General features: G+C 59.1%; 14 protein-coding genes. 10 read left to right on the forward strand and 4 right to left on the reverse strand.

The features are described from left to right. Positions 1-67 precede the first annotated feature (67 nt). From hemQ to hemL, 7 genes are read left to right on the forward strand one after another with little or no spacing between them, the layout of a single operon-like run. Positions 68-778 (forward strand): hydrogen peroxide-dependent heme synthase, encoded by a 711-nt coding sequence (gene hemQ / locus ACQQCD_RS01090; RefSeq protein ID WP_430266544.1) that lies wholly within the window; start codon positions 68-70, stop codon positions 776-778. Continuing rightward, positions 775-2,037, forward strand: coding sequence for a ferrochelatase (locus ACQQCD_RS01095; protein WP_430266545.1), 1,263 nt, complete (start codon positions 775-777; stop codon positions 2,035-2,037). The genes hemQ and ACQQCD_RS01095 overlap by 4 nt, the downstream gene beginning before the upstream one ends. Then, entirely contained in the window at positions 2,034-3,017 is a 984-nt protein-coding gene (gene hemC / locus ACQQCD_RS01100) for a hydroxymethylbilane synthase (RefSeq protein ID WP_430266546.1), read from the forward strand. Before ACQQCD_RS01095 ends, hemC begins: the two co-directional genes overlap by 4 nt. Then, positions 2,995-3,933, forward strand: coding sequence for a uroporphyrinogen-III synthase (locus ACQQCD_RS01105; RefSeq protein ID WP_430266547.1), 939 nt, complete (start codon positions 2,995-2,997; stop codon positions 3,931-3,933). Before hemC ends, ACQQCD_RS01105 begins: the two co-directional genes overlap by 23 nt. After that, complete coding sequence (gene hemB, locus ACQQCD_RS01110; RefSeq protein ID WP_430266548.1) at positions 3,930-4,910, forward strand: porphobilinogen synthase; 981 nt, start codon at positions 3,930-3,932, stop codon at positions 4,908-4,910. The genes ACQQCD_RS01105 and hemB overlap by 4 nt, the downstream gene beginning before the upstream one ends. Next, positions 4,910-5,986, forward strand: coding sequence for an LLM class flavin-dependent oxidoreductase (locus tag ACQQCD_RS01115; RefSeq protein ID WP_430266549.1), 1,077 nt, complete (start codon positions 4,910-4,912; stop codon positions 5,984-5,986). The genes hemB and ACQQCD_RS01115 overlap by 1 nt, the downstream gene beginning before the upstream one ends. An 11-nt stretch (positions 5,987-5,997) precedes the next feature. After that, complete coding sequence (gene hemL, locus ACQQCD_RS01120; RefSeq protein WP_430266550.1) at positions 5,998-7,329, forward strand: glutamate-1-semialdehyde 2,1-aminomutase; 1,332 nt, start codon at positions 5,998-6,000, stop codon at positions 7,327-7,329. Between the two features lie 97 nt (positions 7,330-7,426). On the opposite strand, the gene ACQQCD_RS01125 is transcribed toward hemL, so the two are convergent. The 4 genes from ACQQCD_RS01125 to ACQQCD_RS01140 all read right to left on the reverse strand — a co-directional run bounded on the left by ACQQCD_RS01125 (position 7,427) and on the right by ACQQCD_RS01140 (position 11,174). Beyond that, positions 7,427-8,086 (reverse strand): methionine ABC transporter permease, encoded by a 660-nt coding sequence (locus ACQQCD_RS01125; protein WP_430266551.1) that lies wholly within the window; start codon positions 8,084-8,086, stop codon positions 7,427-7,429. Beyond that, the gene (locus ACQQCD_RS01130; RefSeq protein ID WP_430266552.1) at positions 8,083-9,165 is read right to left on the reverse strand and encodes a methionine ABC transporter ATP-binding protein; all 1,083 of its coding nucleotides are present in this window, start codon (positions 9,163-9,165) and stop codon (positions 8,083-8,085) included. The genes ACQQCD_RS01125 and ACQQCD_RS01130 overlap by 4 nt, the downstream gene beginning before the upstream one ends. Before the next feature lie 99 nt (positions 9,166-9,264). Next, positions 9,265-10,260 carry a MetQ/NlpA family ABC transporter substrate-binding protein gene (locus ACQQCD_RS01135; RefSeq protein ID WP_430266553.1) on the reverse strand — a complete coding sequence of 332 codons (996 nt, stop codon included), beginning with the start codon at positions 10,258-10,260 and terminating at the stop codon, positions 9,265-9,267. A gap of 200 nt (positions 10,261-10,460) precedes the next feature. Further along, on the reverse strand, positions 10,461-11,174 hold the full coding sequence (locus ACQQCD_RS01140; RefSeq protein ID WP_430266554.1) for a 3'-5' exonuclease: 714 nt from the start codon (positions 11,172-11,174) through the stop codon (positions 10,461-10,463). 137 nt (positions 11,175-11,311) lie between these two features. Here ACQQCD_RS01140 and ACQQCD_RS01145 point away from each other — a divergent pair, with 137 nt between their 5' ends. From ACQQCD_RS01145 to ACQQCD_RS01155, 3 genes are read left to right on the forward strand one after another with little or no spacing between them, the layout of a single operon-like run. Then, positions 11,312-11,722 (forward strand): MGMT family protein, encoded by a 411-nt coding sequence (locus ACQQCD_RS01145; protein ID WP_430266555.1) that lies wholly within the window; start codon positions 11,312-11,314, stop codon positions 11,720-11,722. Positions 11,723-11,724: 2 nt separating this feature from the next. Beyond that, positions 11,725-15,084 carry an ATP-dependent helicase gene (locus ACQQCD_RS01150; RefSeq protein ID WP_430266556.1) on the forward strand — a complete coding sequence of 1,120 codons (3,360 nt, stop codon included), beginning with the start codon at positions 11,725-11,727 and terminating at the stop codon, positions 15,082-15,084. Beyond that, positions 15,081-18,500 (forward strand): ATP-dependent helicase, encoded by a 3,420-nt coding sequence (locus ACQQCD_RS01155; protein ID WP_430266557.1) that lies wholly within the window; start codon positions 15,081-15,083, stop codon positions 18,498-18,500. The genes ACQQCD_RS01150 and ACQQCD_RS01155 overlap by 4 nt, the downstream gene beginning before the upstream one ends. Positions 18,501-18,508: the final 8 nt, after the last annotated feature.

Raw genomic sequence — 18,508 nt, forward strand, 5'->3', positions numbered from 1 at the left:
TACTTCTACGTGCTGTAGAAGACTAGAATTTTTACTACCAAGCAAAACATAAGGGACACTGGAGATCATGAGCCACACATCTATGGAATCTGTCACTAAACCCGCCGAAGGCGACGAGGCCGAAGAACTGTTCTTCACCCTCTGGACGGTATTCAAGCGCACCGACAATGTTTTGCGCAGCGGCGACGCTGCTGAAGACTTCGACCGGCTGGCCGCCGAGCTCGCCGAAGAAGGTGTCACTGTCCGCGGAACCTACGATGTTTCCGCTATGCGCGCCGACGCTGACGTGATGATTTGGCTGCACGGCCCCCGTCCCGAATCGCTGCAAAAGGCAGTTCGTGACATCCGCCGCAGCAAACTCTTCACCGGCACCGAAGTTGTCTGGTCCGCCATGGGTGTGCACCGCGAAGCCGAGTTCTCCAAGAACCACAGCCCTGCTTTCTCGCGCGGTGTAGCACCGGCCGAATGGCTCTGTGTGTACCCATTTGTTCGCTCCTACGAGTGGTACCTGCTCCCCGCTGAGGAACGTGGCCGGATGCTGCGTGACCACGGAATGCTGGGCCGCGACTTCCCGCAGGTCCTCTCTAACACTGTTTCATCCTTCGCTCTGGGTGACTGGGAGTGGATTCTGGCTCTTGAAGCTCCCGAGCTCACCGATCTTGTGGACCTGATGCGTCACTTGCGCTACACAGATGCCCGCAACCACGTCCGTGAAGAAGTTCCGTTCTACACCGGCCGCCGGATCGACGCTAACGGGATTGCCGAGGTCCTCGCATGAGCTCGGTGAACTCAGCAACGAACGATGCAACGAACACTGCAACTAACGCCGTGACCGAAGCAGGCCGGATGGCCCCCAAGGACTACGACGCGATCCTTTTGGCCTCCTTCGGTGGCCCTGAAGGTCAAGACGATGTGATTCCCTTCCTGCGCAACGTCACCCGTGGCCGCGGTATCCCTGATGAGCGGCTTGAAGAGGTGAGCCACCACTACCGGGCCAACGGCGGAATCAGTCCCATCAACCAGCAGAACCGCGAACTCAAGGTAGCCATTGAAGGCGAACTCGATGCGCGCGGCATTGAATTGCCGGTCTACTGGGGTAACCGCAACTGGGACCCGTACATCCCGCAGACCCTCCAGGACATGTACGACGCCGGTCACCGCAAGGTTCTGATGATCACCACGAGTGCCTACTCGTGTTACTCCAGCTGCCGCCAGTACCGCGAAGACATCGGTATGGCTCTGGTGGAAACCGGGCTGGACGGAAAGCTGGAAGTGGACAAGGTGCGCCAGTACTTTGACCACCCTGGCTTTGTGGAGCCCTTCGTTGAAGGCACACTCGCAGGTGTAGCCGAAGTCCGTGCAAAGCTCGCAGCCGCCGGAAATGCTGAAGAGTCAGCTGACTCGGTACACATCCTGTTCTCCACGCACTCCATCCCTACGCGAGATGCAGAGGCAGCTGGACGTTCCGAGGGCGATCCGCGCAGCTTCGAAGAAGGGTCCGCCTATGTGGCCCAGCATTTGGCTACCGGCGCTGAGATTATCCGCCGTGTTGAGGCAGAGGCTGGCGCCACTATCCCGTGGTCCTTGGTGTACCAGTCACGCTCCGGCGCTCCGCACGTTCCTTGGCTTGAACCGGACATCAATGACGCGATTGAAGAACTCCACGGCAACGGTGTTAAGTCCGTAGTGATTGTGCCCTTGGGTTTTGTGAGCGACCACATGGAAGTTGTGTGGGACCTAGACACCGAAGCGATGGAAACCAGCCAGAAACTGGGACTTGAAGCAGTGCGTGTTCCCACCCCGGGCACCCATGTTAAGTTCATCACCGGCATTGTGGACCTGATCTGCGAACGCACCGCCAACAACAACATTGCCGACCGGCCGCACCTGACCGACCTTGGTCCGTGGTTCGACGTGTGCCGCCCGGGTTGCTGCGCCAACTTCCGTGGCGAAAAGCCCACCATTGCTGGCGCAGACACCACTGTTGGTACCGGTCATGCCCCGGACCTGAAGGCAGTTCAGGACCAGACCAAATGAGTATTCGTGTTGGAACACGTGCCAGCAAACTAGCCCTCACCCAATCCCAGCAAACGGCTGACCGCTTGGCCGCCGTGGGAGGTTTTGACACCCAACTGGTGCACATCAAAACTGACGGCGACGTTCTCACTGGGCCACTGTCCCAAATGGGTGGCACCGGTGTGTTTGTGGTCGCCCTGCGCGAGGCACTCCTTCGCGGAGACTGTGACGTAGCTGTGCACTCCCTCAAAGACTTGCCCACCGGTAGCACTGTTGGGTTGTCGATAGCGGCCGTGCCCAAGCGCGTGGATCACCGCGACGTTTTGTGCGCACGTGACGGGCTGACCTTGGCGCAGCTACCAGCGGGTTCGAAGGTCGGGACAGGGTCACCTCGCCGTGCCGCCCAGCTGCGTACCGCGCGCCCTGACCTGACAGTGGTGGACATTCGAGGCAACGTGGATACTCGCCTTGGCCGCGTGCCAGGACTGCCGGGCAATCCGGAGGCCGCTGTGGTTCCCGGCAAATCTGGTGACCTTGACGCAGTTGTACTCGCTGCGGCAGGTCTAGAGCGAATCGGCCGCAGCGACGTCGTTACGGAGTTTTTTGAACCCGAAGTGATGCTCCCGGCGCCTGGCCAGGGCGCACTCGCGATCGAATGCCGCACCGCCGATGCTCCCGCGAGCGGGTCTCAAGAGGTTCTTGCCCAGGCACTTGCAGCAATTGACGACGTCGACACTCGCCTCGCCGTGACAGCTGAACGTGCACTTTTGGCTCGCTTGGAGGCCGGTTGCGCAGCACCCGTGGGGGCGCTTGCCGTCCGGAAGGGCAGCATGTTGCACCTTGAAGCGGTGGTGTGCGCTGTTGATGGCACCCAACAAATGCGAGTCAAAAAGGCTACCGATGGGCTCACTGAGGTTGGTGCGACTCTGTTGGGAATCCAACTGGCCGAGGAACTTTTGGCTGGCGGGGTAGCGGAATTTGCAGACCTTGCAGCTCACTGATTCTCACGCCGCGGAGGTCATGCCACTCAATGGCTACAAGGTTCTGATCACCCGAAGCCCAGACAGGGCTGGGGCACTGTGTTCGGCGCTCAAGCACGCTGGTGCTGAACCGTGGCTATTGCCGTTGATTGATTTTGAACGCGCCAGCGATCAGCACTCGATCGAACTGTGCCTGGATGCCATGGTGGCTGGCGGTTTCGATTGGCTGGTGGTCAGCAGCATCACCACGGTGCGGGCACTCAAAGAAGCGGCTGCAGAACGTGGAACCACTCTCGCTGCTTTGGTTCCCGAACGGACCAAGGTGGCAACGATCGGCCCGTCTTCCCGAGCGATTCTGGAAGCCGAAGGGCTCACAGTGCATTTGGCACCGACCGGTGTGCAATCGGCTGAAGGTCTGCTCGACGTTTGGCCGGCAGGGGAGTGCTCAGTGTTGCTGCCCCAAGCCGATATTGCAGCGGAGGCTCTCCGCGACGGACTTCGTGCTGCAGGGGCAGAGGTACGGACTGTGACCGCCTACCATACGGTGGACTACCCTGCCCGGCCCGAGCACCGCCTCACGCAAGAGCTTGAGCCCGGGCTGGGCACCGAATCAGCAACGGTGGCAGGTGGTGACACAACCGCCTGGGCTGGCGAACTCGACGGCCCCGCCGCCGTGGCACGACTGAATGCCGGTGGGCTGGACGCCGTCGTCGCCGCTTCACCGAGTGCAGCGCGCCGGATCCATACAACCCTAGGTGACCTGGGACCTGCAGCGTTTATCGCCATCGGTGAATCCACAGCGGCCCAAGCCCGTACGCTCGGCATCGACGTGGCAGCCACCGCAGCCACACCAACGCCGCAAGGAATTGTTCAAGCCTGCATGGCAGCCCTGGCCGGGGCAAACCACGGCAGCAACAGCAGGAAGGTAACACCATGAGTTTCCCCCACCACCGTCCCCGGCGGCTCCGCACCACACCCGCCATGCGCAGGCTCACCGCCGAATACCGGCTTGACCCGGCCGAGCTGATCCTGCCGATGTTTATCAGCGAGGGCATTGCAGAACCTCGCCCCATCTCCTCCATGCCCGGTGTAGTCCAGCACACCTCGGACAGTCTCAAGCGCGCAGCGCACGAGGCAGTTAAAGCCGGGATCGGTGGCCTGATGCTCTTTGGTATCCCTGAGACCCGGGACGCACGCGGCACAGCCTCCCTCGACGAGAACGGCGTCCTCAACAAAGCAATCCGTGAGCTCAAAGCCGAGCTGGGATCCGACACCGTGTTGATGAGCGATCTGTGCCTCGATGAATTCACCGACCACGGCCACTGCGGTGTCCTGGACACCAACGGCTACGTGGACAACGATGCCACCTTGGAAATCTACGGCCAGATGGCAGTGGCACAAGCAAGCGCCGGGGCAGATGTTGTGGCGCCGTCCGGAATGATGGACGGACAAATCGCGGTCATTCGCCAGAGCCTCGAAGAAGAAGGTTTCGGCAACACTGCGGTCCTCGCCTACGCTGCTAAGTACGCCTCGGCGTTTTACGGCCCCTTCCGTGAAGCAGTGGATTCGCAACTCAAAGGCGACCGGCGTACCTACCAAATGGATGCTTCCAACCGCCGCGAAGCACTTCTGGAAGTTGAACTGGACCTCGAAGAAGGTGCAGACATGGTGATGGTCAAGCCTGCCATGAGCTACCTCGACATCTTGGCTGACGTCGCTGCCATGAGCCCGGTCCCCGTGGCCGCCTACCAAATCTCGGGCGAATACGCGATGATCGAGGCGGCAGCAGCCAACGGGTGGATCGATAGGCGTTCAGCCATCACCGAGTCCGTCCTTGGAATCAAACGCGCTGGCGCCAACATGGTCCTGACTTACTGGGCCACGGAACTCGCCGGCTGGCTCAAGGAGCAATAATGAGTGACCCCCAGATCCTGCTCGGCCTCAACACCTTCGGGGACGTTGACCTTGATGCGGATGGGCAAGCTAAATCCCATGCCGTGGTGCTCCGCCAAATCTTGGAGCAAGCAGAACTAGCTGATTCGGTGGGACTGCACGCCTTCGGCGTTGGCGAACATCACAGGCGGGACTTCGCGGTCTCCGCCCCGGAAGTGTTCCTTGCTGCTGCAGCGGCACGGACCAAAAACATCCTCCTCGGTTCAGCCGTAACCGTGCTCAGCTCCGATGACCCAATCCGGGTTTTCCAGCGCTTTGCTACGGTGGATGCCCTGTCCAACGGACGCGCCGAGGTCATGCTGGGCCGCGGCTCCTTTGTTGAGTCCTTCCCACTTTTTGGTCTAGACCTTGCTGACTATGAGGTCCTGTTCGAAGAAAAGCTAGAACTCTTTGACAAGGTCCGCTCACAGAAACCAGTCAATTGGGACGGGCGTACCCGGCCAGGTATTCACGGCCTGAGCGTCTACCCGCGCCTTGAAGGGCACCTTTTGCCCACCTGGATTGGTGTTGGTGGCACCCCGGAATCCGTACTGCGTTGCGCCGAATATGGGTACCCCATTATCTTCGCCATCATTGGTGGGGAACCGCGCGCCTTCGCTCCGCTGGTAGACCTGTACCGTGAGGCTCTAGCCAAGTACGGGCACCAACCTCAACAAATCGCCACCCACTCTCCGGGCTTCGTGGCAGCCACTGATCAGGAAGCGCGGGACACCCTGTTCCCGCATTGGATCACATACCGCAACAGGCTAGGTGCCGAACGCGGTTGGGGACCCGGAAGTCGGGCTGAATTTGACGCCATGTGTGAGCCGGAAGGCGCACTGTATGTGGGCTCCCCGGAGACAGTGGCACAGAAGATTGCGCTACTCAAGCGGAATCTCGGCGTCGACCGTTTTGACCTCAAGTACGGCAACGGAACTTTGCCCCACGAGGCCATGATGGAATGCATCCGCCTCTACGGCGCTGAGGTCAAACCTCGCGTTGCAGAACTTTTGGCCGGCACCGCCACCGCCGCCACAAACACCGCCACCGCAGAATGAGAACAGGACAGATGACTTCCAACACCCCGGCCTCGGACCAACTCTTCGAACGCGCACGGAACCTGATGCCAGGCGGCGTCAATTCCCCAGTGCGCGCCTTCGGTTCGGTTGGTGGAACACCACGTTTTATGGTCTCAGCCAAGGGTGCCCACTTGCAGGACGCTGATGGCCGGGACTACGTGGACCTCGTTTGCTCGTGGGGACCGGCGCTGCTGGGTCACGGTCACCCCGCCGTGTTGGACGCCGTCCACGCAGCGGTAGACAAGGGTCTAAGCTTCGGTGCGTCCACCCCGGACGAGGGTCGCCTAGCCGAGCTGGTTACGGAACGAGTCTCCGGCGTCGAACGTTTGCGTATGGTCTCTACTGGCACCGAAGCCACCATGACAGCCGTACGTTTGGCACGCGGGTTCACTGGCCGTGACCTGATCATCAAGTTCGCTGGTTGCTACCACGGTCACTTAGACGGATTACTGGCTGCGGCTGGCTCAGGTCTTGCCACCTTGGCCCTGCCCGGCTCCGCTGGAGTTACGGCCGCAACCGCCGCTGAAACCTTGGTGCTTCCCTACAACGACCTTGCAGCAGTGGAGGCGGCATTCGCGGCCCACCCAGGACGCATCGCGGCGGTTATCACCGAGGCCGCACCAGCGAACATGGGCGTTGTTACACCGGGCGAAGGATTTAACGCTGGCCTGCGCCGCATCACCGCCGAACACGGTGCACTGCTGATCCTCGATGAGGTGCTCACCGGATTCCGCACCGGCTATGCAGGCTACTGGGGCCTCACCGGTGGTGCCGCCGACGCCACCGAAGCATGGACCCCTGACTTGTTCACCTTCGGAAAAGTTATTGGTGGCGGCCTGCCCACAGCTGCCCTAGGAGGCCGTGCTGAAGTGATGGACTACTTGGCCCCCGTGGGCCCGGTTTACCAGGCCGGAACACTGTCCGGGAACCCGGTGGCCATGGCCGCCGGCGTGGCCACCCTAGAAAACGCGACGCCGGAGGTGTACAGCTTTGTGGATGCCCGCTCCCTTGAGCTGCAAGCAGCCCTGAGTGCCGCGCTCAGTGCAGAGGGCGTGGACCACTCCATCCAGACGGCGGGGAACTTGTTCTCTGTTGCCTTTGGAACCGCCGCGAACGGCGTCCACAACTACGCTGACGCACAGGCTCAAGAGTCCTTCCGCTACGCACCGTTCTTCCACTCGATGCTGGACTCGGGCGTGTACCTGCCCCCGTCCGTTTTTGAAGCATGGTTCTTGTCAGCAGCCCATGATGACGCAGCCATGGAACGTATCTTCCAAGCCCTTCCAGCGGCCGCCCGGGCAGCTGCTGCGGCCACTGCGTAAGTAGCCTTCAGAGCCTGAGCTAACTAAAAAGCCTCGCCCTCCAGAGTGACTGGAGGGCGAGGCTTTTTGTGTGCTCCTGGTGGTTTGCGGTGTTTGCCTAGCGGCGCATCACTTTGCGGGCCAGCAGGTTGCCCAAGAGCTGAGCCAACTGCACAATCACCACAATCACCACAACGGCCAGCAAGGTCACCGCGTAGTTGAACTGCTGGTAACCATAGGTAATGGCAAGGTCACCTAGACCACCACCACCGATGTAACCGGCCACTGCAGACATGTCCACAACACCAATAAAGATGAAGGTGTAACCCAGGATCAGTGGGCCCAGAGCTTCGGGGAGAACTACCCCAAAAAGGATCCGAGAACGGCTGGCGCCCATGGACCGGGCAGCTTCTACCACTCCGGGGTCAACCGACACCAGGTTTTGCTCCACAATGCGGCCCATCACCACGGCTGCCATAAGGGTCATCGGGAAAATGGCGGCTTCAGTACCGATGGACTTGCCGATGATTGCCAAGGGGAGGGGCTGAACTAGGGAAATGAAGATGATAAACGGGATGGGACGCACCACGTTGATCACAAAGTTCAAGACGTTGAAGACGGCCGGGTTATGCAGGATGTTGCCTGGCCGGGTGGCGTACAAGAGCACACCAATAACCAAGCCGATGATGCCACCAATAACCATGGTGACAGCCACCATGTAGAGCGTCTGCTGAACACTGCTCGCCAGCTGCGGGCCGATGATGCTCCAGTCGATCATAGTTGCGCCTCATTCCCGTTCGAAGCTGGCCATTCTTCAACGGCAGTCACCGTCTTCAGCTTTGCGATCAGCGCCGTTACCGAGGCGTCCGGGCCACTCAAAACGTAAGTCAGGGAACCGTAGGGGCGCTGAGCAATTTCAGTGATTGAGCCGTAAACAACGGCACTGTGAACGTCCGGTTGAGTGCGGAAGATTTCCGAGATGTCTCGCTGCTGGGTGCCGTTGCCTGCCGCGGCGTCCTCGGAAACTGTCACAGTGACAATGGTTCCCGAATGCGCTTGCTGCAAACGTCGGACAGTGTCCGCCGAGGGCTTGTCCTGGATTGTCGAGTTGATAAAGCGCTTAGTGGCGTCTTCTTGCGCGAAGGCAAAGACGTTGTACACGGGGCCAGCTTCAAGGAGCTTTCCCTTTTCCATCACGGCAACCTGATCACAAATGGAACGGACCACGTGCATTTCGTGAGTGATCACCACAATGGTGGTTCCCAACTCGCGGTTGACCTTTTTGAGCAGGTTCAGTACTTCCGAGGTGGTTTCCGGGTCTAGAGCGCTGGTTGCTTCATCAGCCAAAAGGATCTTGGGTGAGGTGGCCAGTGCGCGGGCAATACCTACACGCTGCTTTTGGCCACCAGAAAGCTGGCTTGGGTATTGGCGAGCTTTCTCAGCTATGCCCACAAATTCGAGCAGTTCTTTGACTCGTGCTTCGCGCTTTTCCTTGGGCCAACCGGCTACCCGCAAAGGATATTCAACGTTTTTGGCCACGGACCGTGAGTTGAACAAGTTGAACTGCTGGAAGATCATACCGATCTGTGACCGGAGCTCCCGCAGCTGTTTTTGGTTCAAGGTGGTGAGGTCTTTGCCGTCAACCACTACGGAACCTGAGGTGGGCAATTCAAGGGCGTTGATCAAACGTACCAGGGTGCTTTTACCGGCACCCGAGTATCCGATGACGCCGGTAATGGAACCTTCTTCGATGTCCAAAGTGACGGAGTCAACGGCGTTAACCAGGTTCCCCTTGGCCTTGCCGAAGCCCGCAAAGGCTTTGGACGCATTATTGAACGAAACGATGCTGCTCAACACGGTCCTCCTAACTTCAAGTGATGTGCCATGAGTGACACCGAAAACGGCATTGACGCCGACCGCCCTAAGGCGATCGGCGTCAACGGCTAAAGCCAGGTATTACTTGGCAGACTGGACGTTCTCCTGGATGGTCTTCAACGCGGCCTGAAGGTCAGCTGCACTGTTGTCCTTGAACACACCGTTGGTGCCGAGGTCCTTCTTGACTGCTGCTTCAACCTCAGGATCGTGGTAAAGGGCTGCGATCTTCAGCAGGGTTGCGTTGTTTTTGTCCTCATCGCGAGCCACAAAACCGTTGATGTACGGCTTGGTGGATTCGGCGTTGGGGTCATCCTTGGCGATGATCAGGTCATCGCCAAGCTTGGCAGCGGTGGCGTAGTTGTTGTTGACGATTGCTGCTGCAACGCTGCCCAAGTTCTGTGCGGTGAGCTTGGCGTCTACCGGAACTACCTTGACCTTGGATGCTGCGGTGTCGATGTTGGCAGGAGTAGAAGCGGAGTTCGCGCCACCCTTGACCTTGATCAAACCGGCCTGCTCGAGGACGATGATTGAACGAGCCTGGTTGGTGGGATCGTTAGGGATAGCAACTTCGGAGCCAGCCGGGATCTCATCTGCGCTCTTGTACTTCTTGGAGTACAGCGGCAGCGGGTAAACAGCTGTGGCGCCAATCGGCTGCAGGTTCTTGCCGTTCTTGACGTTGTAGTTGGCCAAGTACTGCAAGTGCTGGAATTCGTTCAAGTCCAGCTGCTTCTCATCCAAAGCCGGGTTGGGCTGGTTGTAGTCAGAGAAGTTCTGGAACGTGACGTCAACGCCGGCCTTTTCCTTAACTACCTTCTTGTAAACCTGCCAGTATGGCTCTGCACCATCGGCAACACCGATCTTCACGGTCTTGATGTCAGTAGGCAACGGGCCACTTGCGGTGGATGCGCCACCGCACGCGGACAGGGACAACACAAGAGTTGCGGCCACGGCGGCTGTTTTGAGCCATGCAGAAGTCAGTTTCATAAAAAGTACTTTCTCGATGATGCGGTCTTGGATGCGTGTAGCATCTGCGGGCCCAGTGATGTGTGGTCCCGAAATCGAATTTAAGTATGGCACGCAGTAACTTTGCCCGACTTAGTGATGTCATATTCGGACATGTGGCTGTTTAGCAGAATAAAGTTCTCGTCATTGCCGCAAAAATGCCGTCAGTTAAGAAACGACGGCGGATTCTCGCCGTCGTTATGACGCGGACAGTCACCTGAACAAAAGGTGAACGTGACGCAGATCGCACATCGGCCAGCTGCGGCTATAAGCCCCTAAAACTCGCCACGACTATTGTCCTCGGGTGGAAGTACCGGCCAGTCACCTTCGATAACAGCCGTAGGTTTGGTTCGACGCAAGTACTGCTGGAAATCCGCTGCCTGTGCTGAGGCCCACTCAATCTGCAAATTGTGCAACGCTTCAGCCGGCATTTTAAGTTTGGGGAACTTCAGCACCATGGCATCCAACATTCGCGAGGTAGCCAGTGCATCCGCCGCGGAGGTGTGGGCGTTCTCTAGAGATATTCCGTATTCCTCGCACAATGCTGTGAGTGTGCGCTTGCCCTTGCGGTACCGGTCCACCTGCTTATTCATAATAAAAGGGTCCAGCACCGGAAAGCGCCTGACTTGTGCGATACCGTGGCGGGCGCATTCAGCGGCAAGAACCGTGAAATCATAGTTGGCGTTAAAAGCAATAACTGGGACACCAACTAAGAATAAGTCCTCGAGCGTTTTGGCAAGCTCAGCCACCACAGTTTTAGCGTCTTGGCCGTTGGCGCGTGCGTGTTCGGTGGTGATTCCATGGATTTGGGCAGCTTCCTCAGGGATGTCCACCCCTGGATTGGCTAACCATTCATGCTCGGCGGTGACGTTTCCAGCACCGTCCACCACAACCACCGAGGCCGTGACAATACGAACGGCACGGGAATTACGGCCGGTGGTTTCGACGTCGAACGCTGCTCGGGGCTGATCATGCCAACTGCTACTCATAAAGCCAACGCTACCGTCCAGCTCTGACATTTTCTGATGCACCGGCTCTAGACGTAGCTCGCGGACTGGTTTCCAACCGTATAACCCGAGCTCGGAACCGGTAGGCGCTCTCCGTTGGTGCCCGATAGGCTGGGGCGATGCGTGAGGACTTTGTGGATGCTGTATTGACCATTGCGGCAATGGTTCCGGCCGGTTCCGCGGTGGCCTATAGCGACATTTCGGACCTGCTCCAGTCAGCAGGTCCACGGCAGGTCGGCTCGGTCATGTCCCACTACGGCAGCTCTGATCCTTGGTGGCGCGTTTTGCGAGCCAGCGGTGAAGCGCCGCAAGGACACGAATCCCAAGCCTTGGCCCACTACCTAGCTGAGGGAACACCGCTCCGCGGAGACTTTGACAACTATCTTCGAACCGGCGAGGGGCGATGGAAAGTTGATTTCCGGACTGCCCGCTGGGCTCCTACAGAGGAAAATTTCGCCGCGGTGGACCAACTCGCGGAAGCCCTGCGTTCCAGAACAGCAAAATTGTCACAGGCGGATGGTGAACTGTGAACATGGCAAGTTCAACGGGTTCCTCCACATATGCGCCGCTGCGTCTAGTTCCACCCGTACGCGGCTTGCGGACTGGCCCGGCACTGTCCGCTCAACAAGCCGAGGTCCTCAGTCACGGAGAGGGAAGCGGGCCCATCATTCTTAGCGGCGCACCAGGCACCGGTAAGTCCACAACGCTTATTGAAGCAGCCGTTAATCGTGTGGAGAAGCACGGTATTGACCCCGAACGGGTCCTATTTCTGGCGCCGAGCCGTGCTGCCGCAGCGGAGCTTCGTGATCGATTCACTGCACGCCTAGACCGGACACTGAGCACCACGCCAGCCAAAACCTGGTCTGCGTATGCTTTTGACCTGATCCGGCGCGCACGCGCCGAGGGGTTCACCTCCTTGCGAGGTGTGCCGCGACTGTTAGCTGGCGCCGAGCAGGACCTTATTATCAAACAATTACTGGAGCTGCACAGCAGTGAAGGAAGAGATCTGCCCTGGCCCGATGACCTGCAAGCTGCCCTACCCACGCGCGGCTTTCGCCAAGAAATTCGGCAGCTCTTTGACCGCATTATTGAATCCGGTCGCGGGGCAGATGACCTCGCGGCGCTCAGCACGAGACTGAACCGGCCCGAGTGGCATGCAGCGGCCAACCTATATGCCGAGTATCGGGACGTGATGGATCTTGGTGCTGATGCCGCCTTTGATCCGGCAGGAATCATCACCACAGCGCGCAATATTTTCCAAGACTCTCCTGAGTTTTTGCGCCTTGAACGGGATCGGCTCCAGCTGATTTTGGTTGACGACATTCAAGAGGCGAATCCGGCTATATACGAACTTCTGGCAGATGTGGCGGAAGGCAAGGACTGCATTGTTACCGCCTGCCCAGACACAGTGGCCCAAGGGTTCCGCGGGGCGCGGCCAGACCTCGTCGCCGAACTACCGCAGCTCTTGCGCGGCACACCTGTACGTGGCGTGGGGGCTAGCTTGCCCGGGGCCTCGGACGAGGGCGTCAAGAAACTGAGTCTGAGCCGTTCACACCGAATGACTCCACCGCTGGCCGCAGCCTGGACTTCCGTGGCAGAGCGAATCTCCACCCGGGCCGGTGGGGGAGCTGCACGAACGCTCACTGCCGTTGCGGGGATCTCTGAAGCGGAGCAGAACAGCTCGGTCCATCAAAACAGCTCTGTGCATCAGAACAGCTCTGTGGAGGCCCACCTCTTGGCCTCACCAGTGCACGAACTGCGGTACCTCACACAGCGGATTCTTCACGCGAAGCTGCGGGACAATATCGCTTTCGAGGACATTGCCGTGATTGTCCGTAACGGTGCCCAAGTGGTTCAAACCCAGCGCTTTCTCCAAGCTCAAGGGATCACCTGCGCAGTCCCGGTAGCTGACACTGCGGTCCGTGACGAGATCGCCGTACGCCCACTTCTGGACGTTTACCGCGTAGTGCTAGAACCAGAAATGCTCGACGCCGAACGCGCGGTCGCGCTGATCACCTCCCGAGTGGGTGGCAGTAATGCGATGGAGCTGAGGCGATTGCGCCAAAGCCTCCGGCGAGAAGAACTCTCTGGCGGTTCCGGGCGCGCCAGTGACGAGCTCTTAGTCGAAGCACTGGGTAATCCTCGGGCTCTACAGACCCTTGGCATCGAAGCCCGGGGCGCTCGCCGGATCGCCGCCATGATTGAAGCCGGCCGGGCAGCGATGGCCGTCCAAGGAGCCAATGCTGAGACGGTCCTATGGGCAATCTGGGATACAGCCGGACTCGCCAAACGCTGGCGCGAGGCTGCCCTCGCAGGAGGAGCCGCAGGGGAACGGGCAGACCGGGATCTGGACGCCATCATGGCCCTGTTCCACGCCGCTGAACGCTATGTAGATCAGGTTCCAGGTTCTGGCCCTGCCCAGTTCTTTGACTACCTGATGAACCAAGAAATACCGATGGATACCTTGGCGGCACGAGCCCAACAGGGAAGTGCTGTGCAGATCATGACACCGGCCAGCGCAGCGGGCAAAGAGTGGGAGATGGTGCTGATCCCAGGATTGCAAGAAGGTGTGTGGCCCAATACCAAGCTTCGTGGCGAGTTGCTAGGCAGCAGTCTCTTTGCGGACGCCGTGGAACACGGGGTGGACTATGCACTCCAGCAGGGGCCCGTGAGTCGCCTTCGCGAAGTTCGTTACGACGAGCTACGAATGTTTTCACTCGCTGTGAGCCGCGCCCAGCGGATTCTGATTTGCACAGCAGTGGCGAGTGAAGACGAACAGCCCTCACAATTTTTGGATTACGTTGCGCCGCTTTCGGTGGATCATCCTGGACGCTCGCTGACCAGAGTAGAGCGGCCACTAACTCTGCGGGCCCTCGTGGCTGAATTACGGGCGGCCACCATAACGGAGACGGCTATAACGACAGATGCAGCGACAGAGACGGCAGCCGGCGCAGCCGGCGTTCCCTGGTCCCCTGACGCTCACGAGGCAGCTCGAGTGCTTGCAGTCTTGGCGTCCGCCCAACCGCCAGTTCCCGGTGCTGCGCCGCAAGACTGGTGGGGCTTGGCGCCCTTGAGCTCAACGGCTCCGATTGTGGGCCCTGAACTTCCTGTGGCAGTTTCGCCGTCAAAAATTGAGGCAGTCCACAAGTCACCTCTGGACTGGTTTGTGCAAGCAGCAGGCGGCGAAGCAGCGACTGACTTCGCACGCAGCCTGGGTACCTTGGTGCACTCCATTGCCCAAGACATGCCAGCAGCAAGTGGCAACGAATACATTCAGGAGCTAGTCCGAAGATGGCCCACCTTGGGGATGAAGGACAACTGGGAGGGACGGCTGGATTTCAAACGAGCCGAAGGCATGGTCAAACACCTCGCCTCCTACGTGATCCTGATGCGTTCTCAGAACCGCGAGCTCGTGGCCACTGAGCATGATTTCCAAGTGGAGTTCCCGGCCCCAGGTACCGCGCGCGACGCCGTGTTGCGTGGACAAGTGGACCGCCTGGAGATGGACGCAGATGGGCGGCTTTACGTGGTTGACCTTAAGACGGGCCGCCGAAAACCGACCAAAGCTGAGCTCGCCCGGCACGCCCAACTAGGTGTTTACCAAGCAGCCGTTGAAAACGGTGCCTTTGCCGAGCTAGCGGAGGGAAGTAGCGGTGGTGCCGCGTTGGTCCAATTGGGTTCAGAAACGGCCTCGGTTGGCGTCCAAGAACAACCAGCCCTTGAAAAAGACGAATCGTGGGCTCAGGAACTCATCCTAGAAGCTGCTGAATTAATGGGCTCCGCATCTTTCCAAGCCCGGCACGATCCCACCAAAGGAAGCTACGGCGGTCATGGTTGCCGGCTTCCAGAAGTTTGTCCCCTCTGCGCTAGGGGAAGGCAGGTCACTGAATGAGTCAGGAATTACCCGTGAGGTTCTCACCCGAGGAATTGGCCTCGCTATTGGGCGAATCCCATGCTCCCACCGCTGAGCAATCAGCCATTATCTCCGCTCCTCTGGAACCGATGCTGGTGATCGCCGGTGCCGGTTCAGGTAAAACTGCAACCATGTCAGACCGGGTGGTGTGGCTGGTAGCCAACGGTTGGGTGCGGCCGGAAGAAATTTTGGGTGTGACATTTACTCGCAAGGCCGCAGGTGAACTCGCCTCGCGTATTAGAAGCAAACTTGCAGCCTTGGCCAAAATTGCCGCTGCTGACACCAAACATGCCGTTTTCCCGGCGGGCCTTTTGGACCCCGATGCCTTGGAACCCAAGGTGTCGACGTATCACTCATACGCCTCCTCGATCGTCTCGGACCACGGCCTTCGCCTGGGTATCGAACGGGACGTGACCCTCTTGGGCGGTGCCCGGATGTGGCAGATGGCAAACGAAATTGTGGAATCTTTCGACGGCGAATACGAGCACCTGAGCGCTGCCAAATCCACGCTAGTTAAAGCAGTTGTTCAACTCTCAGGCGAGTGCTCCGAGCACTTGCGGCCCGCCACAGAAGTTCAAGAGTGGCTCGCGGAACGGCTTGCTACCTACAGTGAGCTTCCCCTCGTTTCCAAGGGAGCCCGGGGTCCAGAGAAAGCAGCCAAGGACCTCGAGCGTCTGCTCAAAACAAGGATCACCGTTGCTGAGCTTGTTGAACGCTACGAACAAGCCAAACGTCGCCGTTCAGTCCTAGACTTCGGGGACTTGGTTGAACTTGCAGCACGTATTTCCAATGAAATTCCTGAGGCAGCACGGATGGAGCGTGAGCGCAGCAAAGTTGTCCTCCTGGACGAATTTCAGGACACCTCGCACGCACAGATGGTGCTGTTCTCGCGGCTATTCGGCGACGGGCACCCGGTCACAGCGGTAGGGGACCCCAATCAATCCATCTACGGCTTTCGCGGTGCCTCAGCAGGGCAATTGTTCCACTTCTCCACAGAGTTCCCTAGGGTGTTCCCCGACGGCAACCGTGCACCAGCGAAGACTGCTTTCCTCACCACCGCATGGCGTAACGGCCACAACGTGCTGGCCATGGCAAATACCATCGCAGCGCCCTTGAACAAGGCGGCAGTGAGTGTCACCGGTGGTGTACCTTCACTCACGGCTTCACCAACTGCCAAACAGGGCCGCGTTGTTATGTCCAGGTTCAACACTGACGTGGACGAATCTTTGGCCATTACCGAGGCCGTTATGCGTTTACGTCGACCAGGCGGGTTACGTGAGCCGGGTGTGGCCAGTGGCCGTTCCGGACCGCCGAGTATGGCCGTTCTATGCCGCCGTCGGGCTCAAATGGAAGGCATTCGTCAACAATTCGAGCGTTACGGTGTTCCCTACGGGATTGTTGGTCTCGGTGGTTTGATGGACACCCCGGAAATTGTGGACATGGTTGCCACACTCCACGTTTTAGCGGATCCGGGCCGATCAGATTCCTTGATGCGGTTACTCGCTGGAGCGCGCTGGCGTCTGGGCACCGCAGACTTGATGGCATTCAACGACTGGTCTCGCTTTTTGGCCAAGCGCCGTGCCCAAGCCATTGAGCGCAGAGAATCTCTGGATCTCAACACACCTGAGGAGCTCGAGAGCGAGGACGCTAGCACCCCAGTGATCGCGGCGGACCTTAGCGATTCAGCAAGCCTGATTGAAGCGCTGGACTGGTTGCCGCAGCCAGGCTGGGTCTCCGGTCACCGACGCTCGCTCACCGCTGAAGGGCTGGAGCGTCTTCAACGGTTATCGGCGGAGCTGCGTACCTTGCGTACTTTCTTGGGTGATGACTTGATCTCCCTACTCGGTGAAGTCGAACGCACCATGCTTTTGGATATTGAGGTGGCAGCAAAACCTGGGGTGAGCATCCATCAAGCGCGTAGAAATCTTGATGCTTTTCAGGATGCGGCGGCGGGCTTTATGCAAACGGCTGAACGGGTTGACCTGGCGACTTTTTTGGCGTGGCTCGAAGCGGCTCAAGATGAAGAAAACGGCCTGGCCATGGCACAAGCCGAGGTTAATCCGGAAGCCGTTCAACTCCTCACCGTCCACGCTTCCAAGGGGCTCGAATGGGATGCGGTGTTTGTTCCGGGTCTAAATGCAGGCAGCTTTCCGAGCGACAAAATCTCACGATGGAGCAGCGGCAGTGCGGCGCTCCCGTGGCCTTTACGTGGGGACGCCAACGATCTACCTCAATGGGACACGGATCAGCCGGACAAAAAAGGTTGGCTGGAATCCGAGAAAACCTTCTCCGATGAGGTGGGCGCGCACGCCGAACTTGAAGAACGGAGACTTGCGTACGTTGCCTACACAAGGGCCAAGGACTTCTTGTGGCTCTCGAGCGCGGCCTGGGTGGGAACTCGCAGTAAACCCAGTGAACCGTCACCCTTCCTGAGCGAATTGTGGCAGCTAGCTGTGCCGGGGCAATCGCTGATCGAAATCCACGCCGAAAGTGTTGAAGCTGAGGCCATCACAGAGACGAACCCGCACACCGCCGAGATCCAAAGTGCCAACTGGCCCTACGATCCGCTAGAGGGGCCCCTCGACGCTGTGACCGGTGAACGTTTGAGTCTCAAACCAGGCCGACGCGCGGCAATGGAACGTGCCGCTGTTGAGGTCAACGCTTGGCTAGAAAGGGGGACGGAGACCGGGGATATTGCGGCGGGGCTGAGCCTCAAAGCGTCTGGATGGGCCGAAGAGGCAAAGCTACTCTTGGCTGCTCGCGAGCAGTTGAGGCCAAACAACGAAGTCCGTCTGCCGCAGCACATTTCCGCGTCCACTCTGACGGAACTGCGCAAGGATCCGGTTGGTGTTGTGACCCAATTGCGCCGACCGATCCCGCGGCAACCGGGAATGGCCGCCCGTAAGGGGACGGCTTTCCACTTGTGGGTGGAGGAGTTCTTTGGTTCGGCCGGAATGCTGGACTTTGAAGATCTCGCTGGCACTAATAGCGATCCGGCAGACGTCTACCAACTTGAAGAGCTTGTAGAGACTTTTAAACGCTCCGAATGGGCCAGCCGCATTCCCGCGTTTGTTGAAGCTGCCGTGGAAACGCGCGTAGGTGACGTTGTGGTTCGTGGCCGCATTGACGCCATTTTCCAAGACGCTGACGGTGGCTGGGAACTTGTGGACTGGAAAACCGGCCACAAACCCTCCGCCAAGGATCTGGAAGTGCGCGCCGTGCAGTTGGCCGTGTACCGGCTAGCCTGGGCACGGCTCAAAAACGTTCCCTTGGCGAAGGTGCGCGCTGCGTTCTACTACGTTGCGGACGACGCGGTGGTGCGGCCCATGGACCTTGCAGAGGAAGCCGAACTGGAAGCTATTGTGGCAGCCGCCTACGCTGAACAGCCGGTTTGAACAGTCGG

It is taken from the genome of Pseudarthrobacter sp. J1763 (genome assembly GCF_050490295.1).
GTDB lineage: Bacteria > Actinomycetota > Actinomycetes > Actinomycetales > Micrococcaceae > JBNPEO01.